The organism is Pseudomonas sp. MWU16-30317 (assembly GCF_020515695.1).
Lineage (GTDB): Bacteria > Pseudomonadota > Gammaproteobacteria > Pseudomonadales > Pseudomonadaceae > Aquipseudomonas.
In genome coordinates this window covers 564,828-580,667 of record NZ_JAIWJA010000001.1, presented here as the reverse complement: position 1 = coordinate 580,667, position 15,840 = coordinate 564,828, and the positions used below count along the sequence as shown (strand labels likewise).

The following is a 15,840-nucleotide window of genomic DNA, read 5'->3' as shown; positions in this document are numbered from 1 at the left end:
TCAGTTTCACTCCCAGCGCTCTCTACGTTATTGATAGGTAAGCCCTTTGATCTCCACAGCTAACATCACCATGCAGTTCGGCGCCAAGCCGCTGTTCGAGAACGTCTCGGTCAAGTTCAACAACGGCAACCGTTATGGCCTTATCGGCGCCAACGGTTGCGGCAAGTCGACCTTCATGAAAATCCTCGGCGGCGACCTCGACCCGACCGGTGGCCAAGTGATGCTGGAGCCGAACGTGCGCCTGGGTAAACTGCGCCAGGACCAGTTCGCCTACGAAGAATTCAGCGTGATCGACACCGTGATCATGGGCCATGAAGAGCTATGGAAGGTCAAGGCCGAGCGTGATCGCATCTACTCGCTGCCGGAAATGAGCGAAGAAGACGGCATGGCCGTCGCCGAGCTTGAAACCGAATTCGCCGAAATGGACGGCTACACCGCCGAATCCCGTGCCGGTGAGCTGCTGCTGGGCCTGGGTATCCCCCTGGAACAGCACTTTGGCCCGATGACCGAAGTCTCGCCCGGCTGGAAGCTGCGCGTATTGCTGGCCCAGGCGCTGTTCTCCGATCCTGAAGTGCTGCTGCTCGACGAGCCGACCAACCACCTGGACATCAACACCATCCGCTGGCTGGAAAACATTCTGACCCAGCGCTCCAGCTTGATGATCATCATCTCTCACGACCGTCACTTCCTGAACAGCGTGTGCACCCACATGGCTGACCTGGACTACGGCGAGCTGCGCCTGTTCCCGGGCAACTACGACGAATACATGACCGTGGCTACTCAGTCCCGCGAACAATTGCTGTCGGACAACGCCAAGAAGAAAGCGCAGATTTCGGAACTGCAATCCTTCGTCAGCCGCTTCTCGGCCAACGCTTCAAAAGCCAAACAGGCCACTTCTCGCGCCAAGGCAATCGACAAGATCCAGCTGGCCGAGGTCAAGCCTTCGAGCCGTGTGAGCCCGTTCATCCGTTTCGAACAGAACAAGAAGCTCCACCGTCAGGCGGTTATCGTCGAGCGCATGGCCAAAGGCTTCGACGGCAAGCCGCTGTTCAAGGACTTCAGCTTCCAGGTCGAAGCAGGCGAGCGCGTAGCCATCATCGGCCCGAACGGCATCGGCAAGACCACCCTGCTGCGTACCCTGGTCGACGAACTGACCCCGGATGCCGGTAGCATCAAGTGGACTGACGCCGCCGAACTGGGCTACTACGCCCAGGATCACGCGCACGACTTCGAAGACGACGTCACGCTGTTCGACTGGATGGGTCAGTGGACCCAAGGCGAACAGATGATTCGTGGCACCCTGGGCCGCATGCTGTTCTCCAACGACGAGATCCTCAAGTCGGTGAAGGTGATCTCCGGTGGTGAGCAAGGCCGCATGCTGTTCGGCAAGCTGATCCTGCAAAAGCCGAACGTGCTGATCATGGACGAACCGACCAACCACCTGGACATGGAATCCATCGAGGCGCTCAACCTGGCGCTGGAAAACTACCCCGGCACGCTGATTTTCGTCAGCCACGACCGTGAATTCGTGTCGTCGCTGGCCACTCGCATCATCGAGCTGAGCCCAAGCGGCGTGACCGACTTCAGTGGCACGTACGATGACTACCTACGCAGCCAGGGTGTAGCGTTCTAACGTCTGATACCTGAAATCCCATGGGAGCGGGCTCTGCCCGCGAAGCTTTCAACGCTTCGCAGGCAGGGCCCGCTCCCACAGGGCATGCGTCAACGCGGTGCTTTTCTTTCTTGTCGGACAACGCCATGATGGGGCTCTCTTACCGCTGACCGCGATCGAGCCCATGCCTGCCGCCACAACCCCCGCCGCCGACACCCGTGCGATCACTCTGCAGATCGTTTCCATCGTCTTCTATACCTTCATCGCCTTCTTCTGCATCGGCCTGCCGATCGCGGTGCTGCCCGGCTATGTCCACGATCAGTTGGGCTTTAGCGCGGTCGTTGCCGGTCTCGTCATCGGCATCCAGTATCTGGCCACCCTGCTCAGCCGTCCGGTTGCCGGGCATCTGGCCGACAGCCTGGGCACCAAGCGCACCATCGTCTATGGCCTTGCCGGCATAGGCGTCGCCGGGCTGCTGACGCTGATTTCCACCCTGGTGCAATCCATCCCGGATGTAAGCCTGGGCATTCTGCTGGTGGCGCGGGTCATCCTCGGCACCTCGCAAGGGCTGATCGGTGTCGGCACCACCAGTTGGGGCATCAATCAGGTGGGAGCCGAGCACTCGGCGCGGGTGATTTCCTGGAGCGGCATCGCCTCCTATGGCGCCATCGCCCTAGGTGCACCGCTGGGCGTGGTACTGGTCGGCGCCTTGAGCTTCAACGCGTTGGGCGTGGTGTTGATGGTGCTCGCGGGCGTGGCGCTGTGGCTGATCCGCAACAAGCCGTCGCTGTCCGTGGTACGCGGCGGCGAGCGCATGCCATTCTGGTCAGCGTTCGCTCGGGTTGCCCCCTATGGCGCGATGCTCGCACTGGCATCCATCGGCTACGGCACACTGACCACCTTCATCACCCTCTATTACGTGGAACAGCATTGGCTGGGCGCGGCGTATTGCCTGACAGCGTTCGGTATCAGCTTCGTGATCGCGCGCATGGTATTCATCAACGCAATCAATCACCTCGGCGGCTTTACCGTATCGATCATCTGCATGAGCGTCGAAGTAGTCGGTTTGGTCTTCCTCTGGCTGGCCCCCAACCCGGTGTTCGCGCTGATCGGCGCCAGCCTCACCGGCTTCGGCCTGTCGCTGGTCTATCCAGCCTTGGGCGTGGTAGCCATTCATCAGGTACCGCCCTCCAGCCGAGGTGCTGGATTGGGCGCATTCGCGGTGTTCTTCGACCTGTCGCTGGCCATCGCGGGCCCACTGATGGGCGGCTTGGCGGCGAGTTTCGGCTACGCCTCGATCTATTTTGCGGCAGCCCTGCTGGCGCTCGCAGGCCTGGGCCTGACGCAGCTCTACAGGCGCCGCGCCGGTGAAGAATAACGGCGCTTATTGGTCGGCGGTCTGCAAGCCCGCGCGGGACGGTTTGCTCAGCGCTTCAGCGAAGAAGTGCCCGGCCTGATCGATAAGATCGTGATGGATGCCGACACGGTCCACCCCGTCCGCGTCGTTGCACAGGCCCGGTGCCGAGGCCTTCTGCTCGTCGCTGCAGGGCGCCATGAAGACAAAGTGGCCAGCGCCGGGCAGCAGACGGTAGTCGGGGTTGTTGGTGAGCTTGCGCGCCAGCGCCCCGGCATTCTTGTCGAACGCCACCAGCTTGTCGTTGTCGCCCGCGTAGATGAGCGTCGGCACCGTCACACTCGCCAACGTCTGGCGACCGAACATCAGGCTCAACGGCGCCATCAGCAACAAGGCATGAACACGAGGGTCGGCGTGGGGCGCCAGATCATCGCGATCGACCACCAGTTCGCCACGGGTCTTGCAAGCATCGGCGTCGTCGGGTTTCTCCACGCAGTATCTGCGCAGGCGATCCAGCTCCGGCCGAGCGCCAGTCAGGATCAACGCCGTCTCGCCGCCCGCGGAGTAGCCGATGACACCGACCTCCTGCGGGTTGATATAGGGCGACAGCATCGGGTCCTGAAGGGCCTCGGTGATGGCCTCGGAGATCTGCATCGGCCGGCCGTACAGATTGCTAAGCGCGCCCAGGCGGCTGTGGTCGAGGTTGTTGTCGCCCGGATGCACCACCGCTACCACTACGAAGCCTTTGCGCACCATGGAGGTGATCAGATCATGCAAGGCCAGCGGTGTGCCCGTATTGCCGTGAGACAACACCAGCAAGGGGAAACGACCGATGGCGAAGGTGGTGTCCTCGCTGGCATCGACCTGAAAGCCGTCGAGCTTGCTGGGGCGTGCCGGGGCGGTCGAGGGATAGAAGGCAAAGGCGTGCATTGGCTGCTGATCGACCGGGTCGGTAAAGGTCAGCCGGTGGTAGCCGACGCTCCAGTTCATTCGCGGTGCAGGCACAGCTTCGGCCTGCACCGAAACAAGGCTCAACAACGCCACCACGATCACATATGCACAAACACGCATCACATCCACCCTTCCCTTGCCAGACCCGAAGCCACATGCGCCTTGATAGACAGGACGCTTAGCGATTTCGGTGTGCGGTTCAGACGCCTTGAGTGTATGACAAAGCACAAGGTGGGCCAGTTGCCTTGGATGAAGGATTATTTTCTTTTGAAATGACAAATGCCGACAGCCGGTTGTCCGTCACGCGGGGCTGGCGTTGCAAGGCGCGCTTGCGGCCGCACAATGTGGTCAGAATCCATGATTGCTGAACGAGAAAAGCCCGTCGGCATCACCGACGGGCTTTCTCATGACATCACCTTGGCAGTCTTACGCCGCAGCGAATTCCTCGGCGATCTGCGCCTGAGCACCTGCGATCGCCTTGACGCGCGCGTCATCACCATAGGCCAGACCTTCGGCACGGATGAAGTGGATGTCGGTGACGCCGATAAAGCCGAACAGCAGCTTCAGGTAGTCTTCGTGGGCAGCGCCGCTGGCTTGACCGGCGTGGATGCCGCCTGCGGTGGACACGACGATGACTTTTTTGCCGCCGCACAGGCCTTCAGGGCCGGCTTCGGTGTAACGGAAAGTCTGACCGGCGACGCAGATACGGTCGATCCAGGCCTTGAGCTGAGTCGGGATGGTGAAGTTGTACATCGGTGCACCGATGACCACGGTGTCGGCAGCCAGGAACTCGGTCAGCGCAGTGGCGTTGAGTTTGGCTTCGTGCTGCTGGGCGGCGTCACGTTTTTCCTCTGGAGTGCCAACAGCCAGCAGAGTGGCAGCGCTGAAGTGGCTCAGTGCATCGGTGGCCAGGTCGCGAGAAGTCACCTGGGCGCCTGGGCTAACGGCCTGGATAGCTTCGACCACAGCCCGGGTCAGCGGGCGGGACGCAGAGTTGTCGCCGAGGATGCTGGAATCGATGTGCAGAAGTTTCATGGTCATGCTCCTTGAAGAAGGATCGCGCCCAGTGGCGATCAGAATGTTGGCCATCCTACGGAAACTGGGAATATGTGAATAGTCAGCGAAAATACGTTAGATTGTCCCACTGACAGGACAGTGAGCCAGCGGATGCAAGATCTCAACGACCTTTATTACTTCGCCAAAGTGGTGGAAGCCGGCGGCTTCGCGGCCGCTGGACGCTTGCTCGGTGTGCCCAAATCGCGCTTGTCCCGGCGCATCGCCGAACTCGAAGAACGGCTCGACGCGCGTCTATTGCAGCGCACCACCCGGCATTTGCAACTCACCAGCGTGGGCGAGCGGTATCTGCACCACTGCCAGGCCATGCTGGTCGAGGCCGAGATGGCCGACGAGGTGGTCGCCAGCGTATCCAGCGAGCCACGTGGACGCTTGCGGGTATCGTGCCCGGTGGGGCTTGCACATCAATTCCTGCCGCCGGTGGTCAGCGAATTCCTCGCAGCGCACCCGCTAGTGCAATTGGACCTGGTGCTGGTCAACCGGCGTGTCGATGTGATCGCTGAAGGCTTCGACGTCGCCCTGCGCGTGCGCGAGTCCGGCGACGAGGACCCGCACCTGATCAGCCGCCGGCTACGCGAGGCGCAGACCATTCTGGTAGCAAGCCCGGGCTTGCTGCAGCAGCATCGCATCGACACCCCGGATGACCTGGCCAACGTACCCGTGCTCGGCGCGCTGGAGCCCGACCGCAAGGTGCATCTGCGCCTGGTCGATGCCAACGGCAACAAACGCGATTTAGTGCTGGAGGCCCGGTTGGGCGTCGAGGATTTTACCGTGCGCAAGGCCGCGACTTTGGCCGGGCTGGGCGTCACCGTGCTGCCTACACTGGATTGTGAGGCCGAACTCAACGATGGCACCCTTATCCGCCTGCTGCCCGAGTGGTCGATGCCCGGTGGCTGGCTGCAAGCGGCGTACCCGCATCGGCGCGGCATGATGCCAGCGGTCAAGGCCTGGCTTGAACACCTGGAAAACACTTTCAAGAGTTGCCCGAAGCGCTTTATATGATGACGACCGACGAGATAGCAGCCTTCTGCCTGGCCTTGCCGGGCGCCCGCGAAGACTACAAATGGGGCGGCGTGCGGGTGTTCTCGATTGCCGAGACGCGCATGTTCGCAGTGATCGGGCTGCGCGCTGACGACCTTGCGTTCAAGGTCGCCAGCGAGCTGTTCCTCGGATACGTGGATCGCCCGGGCGTGCACCCTGCCCCGTATCTGGCCCGCGCCCACTGGATCAGCCTGAGCGCGCCCTATGCCATGGGTGCCGAGGAGCTGCAGGATTTGCTCAGGCGCTCGCACCAACTGGTGGTGCAGCGCCTGCCCAAACGCCGGCAGATCGGCCTCAAGCTTTGATCGGCTGTCAGACAGTGACGCTGGACCAGTCGATCCAGCCAAACTTCCAGGTCATCAGGATCAGGATGCCGAAGGCGATGCGATACCAGGCGAACACCGCATAGCTGTGGTTGGCGATGAATTTAAGCAGCGCGCGTACCGCGATCATCGCGAAGATGAACGCCACGATAAAGCCGATGATGAACACTGGCAGATCTTCAGCACGGAACAGATGCCGAAACTTGAAGCCGGAATACACCGCCGCACCAACCATGGTCGGCATCGCCAGGAAGAACGAGAACTCCGTGGCCGCCTTGCGCGACAGGCCGAACAGCAAGCCGCCAATGATGGTCGAGCCAGAGCGCGAAGTGCCTGGAATCATGGCAAGACATTGTGCACAGCCGACCTTGAGCGCATCGGTCCAGTGCATGTCGTCGACGTGGTCGACGCGCACCTGATGCTGGCGCTTCTCGGCCCAGAGCATCACGAAGCCGCCCACCACCAGGGCCACCGCCACCGTGATGGGGTTGAACAGGTACTCATGGATCAGATCGGCGAAAATCACCCCGAGCACCACCGCCGGCAAAAAGGCGATGAACAGGTTGAGGGTGAAACGTTGTGCGTTGCGCTGGGTCGGCAGGCCCGTGATGATTTCCAGTATCTTGCGGCGGAACTCCCACACCACCGCCAGGATCGCACCTAGCTGGATGATGATGTTGAACGCCATTGCCCGTTCACCGCCGAAATTGATCAGGTCGGCGACGATAATCTGGTGCCCGGTACTGGATATCGGCAGAAATTCGGTCAACCCCTCGACCACCCCCAGAATCACAGCCTGTGCGGCACTCCATAAATCCATCGTATTCCCCTGGAACAGGTCAGCCTGAGGCATGACCGATAGTAGTTGTCGTAGCGCCTAAGGCGTACCTGCGGGCAAAAGCAGTGTGCATCATCGGCAATCAAAAAAACGTGAAACAAATCAAGTATTTCTGAGCCGTAATTTTCGGACCGTCAGAAATATGACCAAGCATTGCGCGTGCCAGTTCAGTGATGGCCAGCATGCCAGGCGACGAAATGATTGCTTAATGCCATTAACGGCGGAACGCAGCTCTAATTAGCACGCCTAGGGTTACAATCGCCAGCTTTTACGCTCAGGAAAGAACAGGTTTGCGCTGGACCCGCACTGGCACAGTGTGAACATTGACCTTTTAATGCCCAATGACGGTCGGCGACACCAAACAGATCGTGGTGTCGAGGGTTCCGAATCGTCAGGTATGAATACGCGCGTGGCGCAACAGTCGTGTGGGGATCAGCGCATCTGATGCTTGTGCAGGAGCCGATAGAACGTCGGCCGGGAAATGCCCAGCACCTTGGCGGCGACGCTGAGGTTGTCGCTGTGATGATTGAGCACATCGCTCAGGGCCTGGCGCTCTGCCCGGTGCTTGTACTCTTCGAGGGTGCCCATAGGCGCACTCCCGGCGTCGGCGCTCTTGAGGCCCAGATCTGCCGAGGCGATATGCCGCCCCTCGGCCAGGATCACCGCGCGGCGCACGCGGTTGGACAGCTCACGAACGTTGCCCGGCCAGGCATGTCTGGCCATGGCAACCAAGGCGCCCTCACTGAATCCGCAGGCCTTGACGCCGATTTCCTCGCTGTAGCGACGGGCGAAATGCTGGGCGAGCATGGCCAGATCGCCGTGGCGCTCGCGCAGTGCCGTGGTCTGCACCTGCAACACGTTGAGCCGATAGAACAGATCATCGCGAAAGCGCCCTTGGGCGACGGCCGACTCGAGATCGGCCGAACTGGCCGCCAATACCCGCACATCCAGGTCAAGTGCGGTCTGACTGCCGACGCGCTGGAAACGCTTTTCCTGCAGGCACGCGAGTAACCGCGCCTGGGTCTCGAGTGGCAGCGCCTCGACGGTGTCGAGAAACAACGTGCCCCCTTGCGCCTGCTCCAAGCGTCCGAGCATACCGTCGGGAGCGCTGATGAAGGTGCCCCGGTCGAAGCCGAACAATTCACGGTGCAGGGTCTGCACCGACATGGGCGCGCAATAGAACGTCACGAAGGGTTGCCCGGCGCGGCTGGACTGGCGGTGCAGGTATCGCGCCGCACGCTCTTTGCCGGTGCCGTTTTCACCCCGGATCAGCACTGCCGATTCGGTGCTGGCGAACGTGCCTAGCAGCCGTCGCAAATCGCGCACGGCCCGGCTTTCGCCGACCAGATCGCAGTCATCATCCGCCGCTAAGGGGTGGTTGACTGCGGGCGCGATCGCCCCACCTGCAGCGCGTTCGAGGGCGCCGAGCAGCAGATGAGGCTCGGTAGGCAGGGTGAGAAATTCGAAGAACAATTCACAGACGAAATTGCCGATGTCCTGCGCGCGCAACCCGTCGGCATCGACGATCGCCAGCCACTGCGCTGTGCTGCCACTGATCAGGGCCTGGATTTCATGGGGCCATTCCAGATGAAACGGCCGCAGACGCAGAATCCCGACATCACAGGGAGTATCGCCGGCGGCGCCAAGGCTGCAGGTGTCGACTGCCCAGCCATGCGCGCTTAAATCAGGCAACAGGCTGTGGCAGGCATCGCATGGGTCGACGATCAACACACGTCGAACGGGTGCCAGTTCCAGCATGTCTTCTCCCGCGCGCCGGTCGGGAATTATGCGTTAAAACAGTCATTTGGCGCGCTTGTTTGCAACAGTAACAATTTATTTGACGCTTTTGGGCTACCGTCTGTCTGCAAATTAATTTCCATACTGGGGCTTGCGGGAATTTTCCTTCTTATTCAACGTCCACAGTGCGCATGAGGATTCAGAGTCATAACGTTATAGCGGAAATTTTTTATTTAATTCCCAAGGTGTGACTCCCAAGTGCCTTCAGTGCATCAGTACTGATAATCGCCATAGCGCGAAGCACACACCCACTTGGGCAACGAGAGAGACGACCCCATGAACGCCCCGCTCCGTGTCAACGAAGCACTTCTGATCGCCGGCCACGCTTTTCAACCTTTCCAATGCGTCGCCTGGGCACCGCAAGACGGTAACGGCGAATTGAGCCTGACCGTGATTGACCGCACCTGCGCATCCATCGACCGCAAGCAGGTACCGCGCAGCACCTACTGCGATCCGGCCCAGCTGGCCACCCTGCTGCAGGCGTTGCGCGCCGAGCTCAGCGAAAAAGGCTACGAGCTGCAACCCTGGTCGATGCCACAGTAAGCATCCCACGCTGCCGCCCGCTGACTGAATGGCTCGGGCGGTCAAGCTCCCTCCACTCGCGTGGAACTAACCTCCCCGCCCGCCTGCCCATAGCTCATCCCTCTGCATAGCGAGCAATCGATGAGCGCGTTCGACTGGCACCGCCTGCTGCTGAATGACAATACCCCCGGCTTCCTGGCCGAAGTCACCGTACGCACGCTGATGGCGTACATTGTGGTCTTCATTTTTCTCAAGATCGCCGGCCGCCGGGGTGTGCGGCAGCTGTCCTTGTTCGAGCTGGTTGTCATTCTTACGCTAGGCTCTGCGGCCGGAGACGTGACGTTCTACGAGGATGTGCCGATCCTGCCGGTGGTCACGGTGTTCGCGGCAATGATCTGCCTGTATCGCCTGACCCTCTGGCTCACCGAACGCAGCAGTCGCTTCGGTGAATGGCTGGAGGGCAAGCCGCTGGTGATCATCAAGGAAGGGCGTTTCGAGATCGAAACTCTGGACCAGGGCAACATCAGCCACGACGAGTTTCTGATGGAATTGCGCCTGCACGGCGTTGAACACCTGGGGCAAGTGCGACTTGGCATACTGGAGGTCAATGGCGACGTCAGCGTGTACTTTTATGAGCGTGACGAGGTCAGGCCGGGGCTATCGGTGCTGCCGCCTGTGTGCCGTCCCCTTGAGGACCACGCCGAAGGGCCCGGGCTCTACGCCTGTCTGCACTGCGGGCATTTGGAGCGCATGGCTCAGCAGCAGAAGCTCGACTGCCCGCGGTGCAAATACACGCTGTGGAGCCCGGCGCTGAGCAATCCGCGGGCAGCATGATCGCGGCTGTCGTCGGCTAGCGTCTATCCGGGAAGATCATCGACATGACGGTATTCGGCCCGCAGCTGATCCGCCAATACCCGCGCGCGCCCCAGCCGAATGGCGCCCCGTTCGATATCGACCACGCAGGTCTGGCAAGGCATCGCCTCTAGCGCCGGCCAATGCTTCAATCGTCCATCGGTCATCACCAGGCAGCGCTGCAATTCGTCAGGATGGCTCAGTTGCCGACGCTGCAGCCACTGCCGCGCCTGCTGCACGGCCTGCAATAACGGCGTCCCACCGCCAGCCCCCAGTTGCGCCAACCAGGGCTGCAGGGCCGCCGAGGCTTTCAGCCCTTGGCGCTGCCACTGCGGGGTCGTGCCGCTGGCGGTGAGCAAGGCCAGACGCGCGCGCTGGCGATAGGCATCGTCGAAGACAGCGGCCAACAAACCCTTGGCTTGGCTTAAAGCGCCGTGACGGCGAGTGGATGCCGATGCATCGACGATGATCAGCCACAGTTCACCCGCCTTGCCCTGGCGTTGCTGCCAATGCAGATCGGCGTGGCGTTGCGGCCGACCGTGACGCAAGGTGGTGACCCAGCCGATCTGCTCGCCGCGGCCGCTCTGCGCCCTGCCCCGACTTCCCTGTGCCAGCTTGCCCTTGGGTCTTGCGCCATCCGCCCCGAGGGCTTTGGCCGGGCGAATGCTCAGGGCTTTTTTGGCCAGCTCGGCACATCGCGCCGCTGGCCTATGGCTTCAGGTCGCGCGGGCATGGCACCCCATTGACCCTCGGGTAACGAGGCATCCGCCGCCGCGTCACCGGCCGAGCCGCCCGGCGATTGTTCAGGGGACGACTGCGGTGGCTGAGTGGCTGCGGGCGGCTCGCCGGGATCGGCCTGGCGACGACGATGACGCAGGGCAAATTCGGCCACCGCATCGATATCGACCGCAGTGATTGCCATCGCTCCACGCCACGCCGCATGGGCGCGAGCAGCACGCAACCACACCAGGTCGGCGCGCAAGCCGTCCACCGCCGCGGCGAAGCAGCGCCGGTTGATTTCGGCCAGCGCCGCATCATCCAGCGGGATCGCCGGCACCGCCTGGCGCGCGCTCGCACAGCGTTCACGCAGCTGCTGTTGTGCCACCGCCCATTGGGCGCAAAAGCCCTGAGGATCGGCGTCGAACGCCAGGCGGCGGCGCACGATCTCGCCGCGCAGCGCAGGCTCGGGCAGCCCGTCCAGCAACACGTTGAGGCCGAAGCGGTCGAGCAGCTGCGGGCGCAATTCGCCCTCTTCCGGGTTCATGGTGCCGATCAACACGAAGCGCGCCGCATGCTCATGGGAGATGCCGTCACGCTCGACTCGATTGCGACCGCTGGCGGCCACATCCAGCAGCAGATCCACCAATGGATCGGCCAGCAGATTGACCTCGTCCACGTACAGCACGCCGCCGTCGGCCTTGGCCAGCACACCGGGCGAGAACTTCACCTGGCCCTGGCCCAGCGCAGCATCGAGATCGAGGGTGCCGACCAGGCGATCCTCGGTCGCGCCCAACGGCAGAGTCACGAAGGTACCACTGCCCAGCAGATCGGCCAGACCACGGGCGACGGTGCTCTTGGCCATGCCCCTGGGCCCCTCGATCAACACACCGCCGATCTGCGGATCGATGGCGGTCAGGCACAGCGCCAGCTTCAGTGAATCGGCGGCCACTACGGCGGCCAGGGGGAAATGGGCAGTCTCGTGGGTCATGAGGGTTCAGGCGTCTTCTTCAATATCGAGCAAAAGGTTTTCCAGCGCCTGGCGGTACTCGCCGGGCGCCCCCCAAAGGCGACGCTGCTGGGCTTCGAGCAAGCGCTCGGTAATATCGCGCAGGGCCGCCGGATTGTGCTGCTGGAGGAACTGGCGCGTATCGGCATCCAGCACATAGGCATCGGCCAACAGCGCGTACTGGTGATCGTCGATCAACTGTGTGGTGGCGTCGAAGGCGAACAAGTTGTCAACGGTCGCCGCCAGCTCGAAGGCGCCCTTGTAGCCATGGCGTTTGACGCCCTCGATCCATTTCGGATTGGCGGCGCGGGCGCGCACCACGCGGTTGAGCTCCTCCTTGAGGGTGCGGATGCGCGGCACGTCGGGCTGGCTGTGATCGCCGTGGTAGCTGGCGGTGCTGCGGCCACTCAAGGTCTCGGCGGCCGCGAGCATGCCACCCTGGAACTGGTAGTAATCGTTGGAATCGAGCAGGTCGTGCTCGCGGTTATCCTGATTCTGGACGACCGCCTGCACCTGGCCGAGCCGCGTGGCGAACTGCTGACGCGCCGGCGTGCCTTCGTCGGCGGCGCCATAGGCATACCCCCCCCAATTGAGATAGACCTCGGCCAGATCCTCACGGCTCTGCCACAAACGGCCTTCGACCGCCCCCTGCACGCCCGCGCCATAGGCGCCAGGCTTGGCCCCGAAAATGCGCCAGCCGGCTTGGCGCTCGGCCTGATCGCGGCTGATCCCTTGGGCCTGCAAGGCTTCGCGCTCGGCACGTACCCGCGCCGCCAGTGGATTCTGCTCCTCCGGCTCGTCCAGGGCGGCGACCGCCTGCACGGCCGCATCGAACAAGCGGATCAGATTGGCGAAGGCATCACGGAAGAAACCTGACACCCGCAGTGTGACATCCACTCGTGGGCGATCCAGCAGGCTCACCGGCAGAATCTCGAAGTCATCGACGCGCTGGCTGCCCGTCGCCCACACCGGCCGCACGCCCATCAGCGCCATGGCCTGGGCGATATCGTCGCCACCGGTGCGCATGGTCGCCGTGCCCCACACCGATAATCCGAGCTGACGCAAATGATCGCCGTGATCCTGCAAATGCCGTTCGAGAATGAGGTTGGCCGAGGCGAAGCCAATACGCCAGGCCGTGGTGGTCGGCAGGTTGCGCACGTCCACCGAAAAGAAATTGCGCCCTGTGGGCAGCACGTCAAGGCGCCCACGACTTGGCGCGCCGCTTGGACCCGCCGGCACGAAACGGCCGCCAAGGGCATCGAGCAAACCGGTGATCTCTGCCGCGCCGCATGCGTCGAGACGCGGTGCCACCTGAGTGAGCAGCTCGTCAACGATCAACCGGGTCGGCTCCCAGGCAGGATCGTCCGGCAGCGTGAGACCGCCCTGCTGCGCCTGCTCTATGAGCTGCAAGGTGAACAGCTCGAGCCGTTCGCGGGTATCGCCATGGGTGCGCCAGGACTCGGCGCTGATCTGCGCCAACGCCAAGGGCTTGTCGCCCTGCCAGGCTTCACCGAGGTCACAATCGAGCGGATCGAAGCCCAGGCCGAAGCCCTTCGCCAACGCCCGTAACACACTGCCACGACCGTCACGGCCATCGCCGCGAGGAATGCGCAGCAGGGCCGCCAGGGTATCGATGCGCAAGCGACCTTGAGGCGACTCGCCAAAGATATGCAGCCCGTCGCGAATCTGCGACTCCTTCAAATCACACAGGTACGTGTCCAGCCGCGGCAGCCAGACCGCCGCTTCAGCGTCGGCATCCATCGCCAGCTCCTGATCCAGACGGGCTTCGCGCACCAGTGCGAGAATGTCACGCTGTAGCTCCAGCGCCCGCCGCGGATCGAGCAACTGCGCTTCGTAATATTCATCGGCCAGCAGTTCCAGATCGCGCAGCGGCCCATAACTTTCGGCGCGGGTCAACGGCGGCATCAGGTGATCGATGATCACCGCCTGGGTGCGGCGTTTGGCTTGGGCGCCCTCGCCTGGGTCGTTGACGATAAAGGGATAGATGTTCGGCATCGGCCCCAGCAGGGCGTCCGGCCAGCAGGCGGCGGACAAGCCCACGCCCTTGCCCGGCAGCCATTCGAGGTTGCCGTGCTTGCCAACGTGAATCAGGGCATCGGCGCCATAGGCATGGCGCAGCCAGAAGTAGAACGCCAGGTAACCGTGGGGCGGCACCAGGTCCGGGTCGTGATAGACCGCGCTGTGATCGACCTGAAAGCCGCGCGCCGGCTGGATACCGACGAAGGTCAGGCCAAAGCGCAGACCGGCGACCATCATCCGCCCGTTGCGGCACATCGGGTCGCTGTCAGGCTCGCCCCAGCGCGCGCGTACCGCGTCCTGATTGGCTTGCGGCAAGCGAGCGAAGGCCTGCAGGTAGGTATCCATGTCGAGGCTTTGATGGCACGGACGCTGGTCGAGCCCGTCCGGGTCGTTGGTCACGCCGCCCAGCAGCGCATGGATCAGTGCGGTGCCGTCGGCGGGAATATCGCTCACTGGATACCCCTGCTCGGCCATGGCGCGCAGGATATTGCGCGCCGCCGCCGGCGTATCCAGGCCCACGCCGTTGCCGATACGGCCGTCGCGGGTCGGGTAATTGGCAAGGATCAACGCCACGCGTTTTTGCCCGTTGGGCAAGCGCGCCAGCTCGGCCCAGCGCCGGGCCAGCTCGGCGACGAAGTCCATGCGCTCGCGGTGCGGCCGGTAGCAGACCACATCGGACTGACTGCGCTCGCTGCGCCAGGCCAAGTCCTTGAAGCTGATCGGCCGGCTGATGATGCGCCCGTCCAGTTCCGGCAGGGCGATATGCATGGCCAGGTCGCGGGAGCCAAGCCCTTGCGCGCTGGCGGTCCAGGCCGGTTCGTTGTCCTGGGCGCAGATGGCCTGGATGACCGGGATATTGCGCCGGAACGGTCTGATATGGGGCGCTTCAGGGGTCGACTGGGCGAAGCCGGTGGTGTTGAGAATCACCGCCGCCTGCACCTCGTCAAGCCAGCCTTCGACGGCGCTCAGGCACGCCGGTTCCTTTAGGCTGGCCACCGCGATAGGCAGAGGATTGAGCCCCGCTGCCTGCAAAGCCTGGCAAAAGGTATCGATAAATGCCGTGTTCGCCGACTGCAGGTGTGAGCGATAGAAGAGGATAGGCACCACCGGTGCTTCACGCAGCCAGTGCTGACGCCAAAAATCCAGGTCAGCCTGGGGCTTTTGCGGATGATAGACAACGGTGCGCGGCAACGCCTGTGGCTCCTGCCAGCTATAACCGCGCAGGCCCAGCCAGCGATCGGCCAGGCAATGGAACAGATTGCGGGCGTTATCCACGCCCCCTTGGCGCAGGAAATGCCAAAGCCTCTCGGCCTCCGCCGCCGGCACGCCGCTCAGGGCGCTCAGCTCTGGGTCTGGATTATCGCAACCCGGCACCATAATCAGCTGCGTGCCGCGGGCCTTGAGCGTCAGCAGTTGCTCGACGCCATAGCGCCAATAGCCGATGCCGCCGTGCAACGACAACAGGATGACCTTGGCGTGACGCAGCACCTGATCGACGTAAAGGTCGACAGAGGCGTGATTCTGCACCTGCATGGGGTTGGCCAGGCGCAGCGTCGGGTAGTCGTCCGGCAACTGCTGGGCGACCTCGGCGAGCATGGCCAGATGAGAGTCGCCACTGCACAGAATCACCAGCTCGGCGGGGGTCTGCCCCAGGTCGGCGATGCTGTCGTCGGGGACAAAGCCGCCGGGCTGGGTTCTGAGCAGGTGCAT

At 62.8% G+C, this 15,840-nt stretch carries 13 protein-coding genes; 6 read left to right on the top strand and 7 right to left on the bottom strand.

The genetic code is table 11. From position 1 onward, the window contains the following. The first annotated feature begins 46 nt into the window (after nt 1–46). Nucleotides 47–1,633, top strand: a complete 1,587-nt coding sequence (locus LIX93_RS02625; RefSeq protein WP_226502450.1) for an ABC-F family ATPase — start codon at nt 47–49, stop codon at nt 1,631–1,633. 163 nt (nt 1,634–1,796) lie between these two features. Next, on the top strand, nt 1,797–2,990 hold the full coding sequence (locus LIX93_RS02620; RefSeq protein WP_226502449.1) for an MFS transporter: 1,194 nt from the start codon (nt 1,797–1,799) through the stop codon (nt 2,988–2,990). A 6-nt stretch (nt 2,991–2,996) separates the two neighbouring features. Here the strand turns inward: LIX93_RS02620 and LIX93_RS02615 are convergent, their stop codons facing one another. Beyond that, on the bottom strand, nt 2,997–4,040 hold the full coding sequence (locus LIX93_RS02615; protein ID WP_226502448.1) for a dienelactone hydrolase: 1,044 nt from the start codon (nt 4,038–4,040) through the stop codon (nt 2,997–2,999). 303 nt (nt 4,041–4,343) lie between these two features. Continuing rightward, entirely contained in the window at nt 4,344–4,952 is a 609-nt protein-coding gene (locus tag LIX93_RS02610) for an FMN-dependent NADH-azoreductase (protein WP_226502447.1), read from the bottom strand. A 132-nt stretch (nt 4,953–5,084) separates the two neighbouring features. Between LIX93_RS02610 and LIX93_RS02605 the strand changes: the two genes are divergently transcribed. Then, complete coding sequence (locus tag LIX93_RS02605; RefSeq protein ID WP_226502446.1) at nt 5,085–5,993, top strand: LysR substrate-binding domain-containing protein; 909 nt, start codon at nt 5,085–5,087, stop codon at nt 5,991–5,993. Then, the gene (locus LIX93_RS02600; RefSeq protein ID WP_226502842.1) at nt 5,993–6,337 is read left to right on the top strand and encodes an MmcQ/YjbR family DNA-binding protein; all 345 of its coding nucleotides are present in this window, start codon (nt 5,993–5,995) and stop codon (nt 6,335–6,337) included. The genes LIX93_RS02605 and LIX93_RS02600 overlap by 1 nt, the downstream gene beginning before the upstream one ends. 7 nt (nt 6,338–6,344) lie before the next feature. On the opposite strand, the gene LIX93_RS02595 is transcribed toward LIX93_RS02600, so the two are convergent. After that, nucleotides 6,345–7,175, bottom strand: coding sequence for an undecaprenyl-diphosphate phosphatase (locus LIX93_RS02595; RefSeq protein WP_226502445.1), 831 nt, complete (start codon nt 7,173–7,175; stop codon nt 6,345–6,347). A 450-nt stretch (nt 7,176–7,625) separates the two neighbouring features. Continuing rightward, nucleotides 7,626–8,951 carry a sigma-54 dependent transcriptional regulator gene (locus tag LIX93_RS02590; RefSeq protein WP_226502444.1) on the bottom strand — a complete coding sequence of 442 codons (1,326 nt, stop codon included), beginning with the start codon at nt 8,949–8,951 and terminating at the stop codon, nt 7,626–7,628. 315 nt (nt 8,952–9,266) lie between these two features. Here LIX93_RS02590 and LIX93_RS02585 point away from each other — a divergent pair, with 315 nt between their 5' ends. Together LIX93_RS02585 and LIX93_RS02580 are read left to right on the top strand one after the other, a co-directional pair. After that, complete coding sequence (locus tag LIX93_RS02585; RefSeq protein WP_226502443.1) at nt 9,267–9,533, top strand: hypothetical protein; 267 nt, start codon at nt 9,267–9,269, stop codon at nt 9,531–9,533. Nucleotides 9,534–9,653: 120 nt separating this feature from the next. Beyond that, nucleotides 9,654–10,346, top strand: coding sequence for a DUF421 domain-containing protein (locus LIX93_RS02580; protein WP_226502442.1), 693 nt, complete (start codon nt 9,654–9,656; stop codon nt 10,344–10,346). A 23-nt stretch (nt 10,347–10,369) separates the two neighbouring features. Here LIX93_RS02580 and LIX93_RS02575 read toward each other — a convergent pair whose 3' ends face one another. From LIX93_RS02575 to cobN, 3 genes are all read right to left on the bottom strand, one after another. Continuing rightward, entirely contained in the window at nt 10,370–10,912 is a 543-nt protein-coding gene (locus tag LIX93_RS02575) for a VWA domain-containing protein (protein ID WP_346015210.1), read from the bottom strand. Between the two features lie 119 nt (nt 10,913–11,031). Next, the gene (locus tag LIX93_RS02570) at nt 11,032–12,072 is read right to left on the bottom strand and encodes an ATP-binding protein (protein ID WP_226502441.1); all 1,041 of its coding nucleotides are present in this window, start codon (nt 12,070–12,072) and stop codon (nt 11,032–11,034) included. 6 nt (nt 12,073–12,078) lie between these two features. Continuing rightward, nucleotides 12,079–15,840, bottom strand: a complete 3,762-nt coding sequence (cobN, locus tag LIX93_RS02565; RefSeq protein WP_226502440.1) for a cobaltochelatase subunit CobN — start codon at nt 15,838–15,840, stop codon at nt 12,079–12,081.

Bases quoted from the DNA above. Each gene is read 5' to 3' on its own strand.
- LIX93_RS02620 (WP_226502449.1), top strand. From the start codon at position 1,797: ATGCCTGCCGCCACAACCCCCGCCGCCGACACCCGTGCGATCACTCTG.
- LIX93_RS02610 (WP_226502447.1), bottom strand. From the start codon at position 4,952: ATGAAACTTCTGCACATCGATTCCAGCATCCTCGGCGACAACTCTGCG.
- LIX93_RS02605 (WP_226502446.1), top strand. From the start codon at position 5,085: ATGCAAGATCTCAACGACCTTTATTACTTCGCCAAAGTGGTGGAAGCC.
- LIX93_RS02600 (WP_226502842.1), top strand. From the start codon at position 5,993: ATGACGACCGACGAGATAGCAGCCTTCTGCCTGGCCTTGCCGGGCGCC.
- LIX93_RS02595 (WP_226502445.1), bottom strand. From the start codon at position 7,175: ATGGATTTATGGAGTGCCGCACAGGCTGTGATTCTGGGGGTGGTCGAG.
- LIX93_RS02590 (WP_226502444.1), bottom strand. From the start codon at position 8,951: ATGCTGGAACTGGCACCCGTTCGACGTGTGTTGATCGTCGACCCATGC.
- LIX93_RS02585 (WP_226502443.1), top strand. From the start codon at position 9,267: ATGAACGCCCCGCTCCGTGTCAACGAAGCACTTCTGATCGCCGGCCAC.
- LIX93_RS02580 (WP_226502442.1), top strand. From the start codon at position 9,654: ATGAGCGCGTTCGACTGGCACCGCCTGCTGCTGAATGACAATACCCCC.
- LIX93_RS02570 (WP_226502441.1), bottom strand. From the start codon at position 12,072: ATGACCCACGAGACTGCCCATTTCCCCCTGGCCGCCGTAGTGGCCGCC.
- cobN (WP_226502440.1), bottom strand. From the start codon at position 15,840: ATGCACCTGCTCAGAACCCAGCCCGGCGGCTTTGTCCCCGACGACAGC.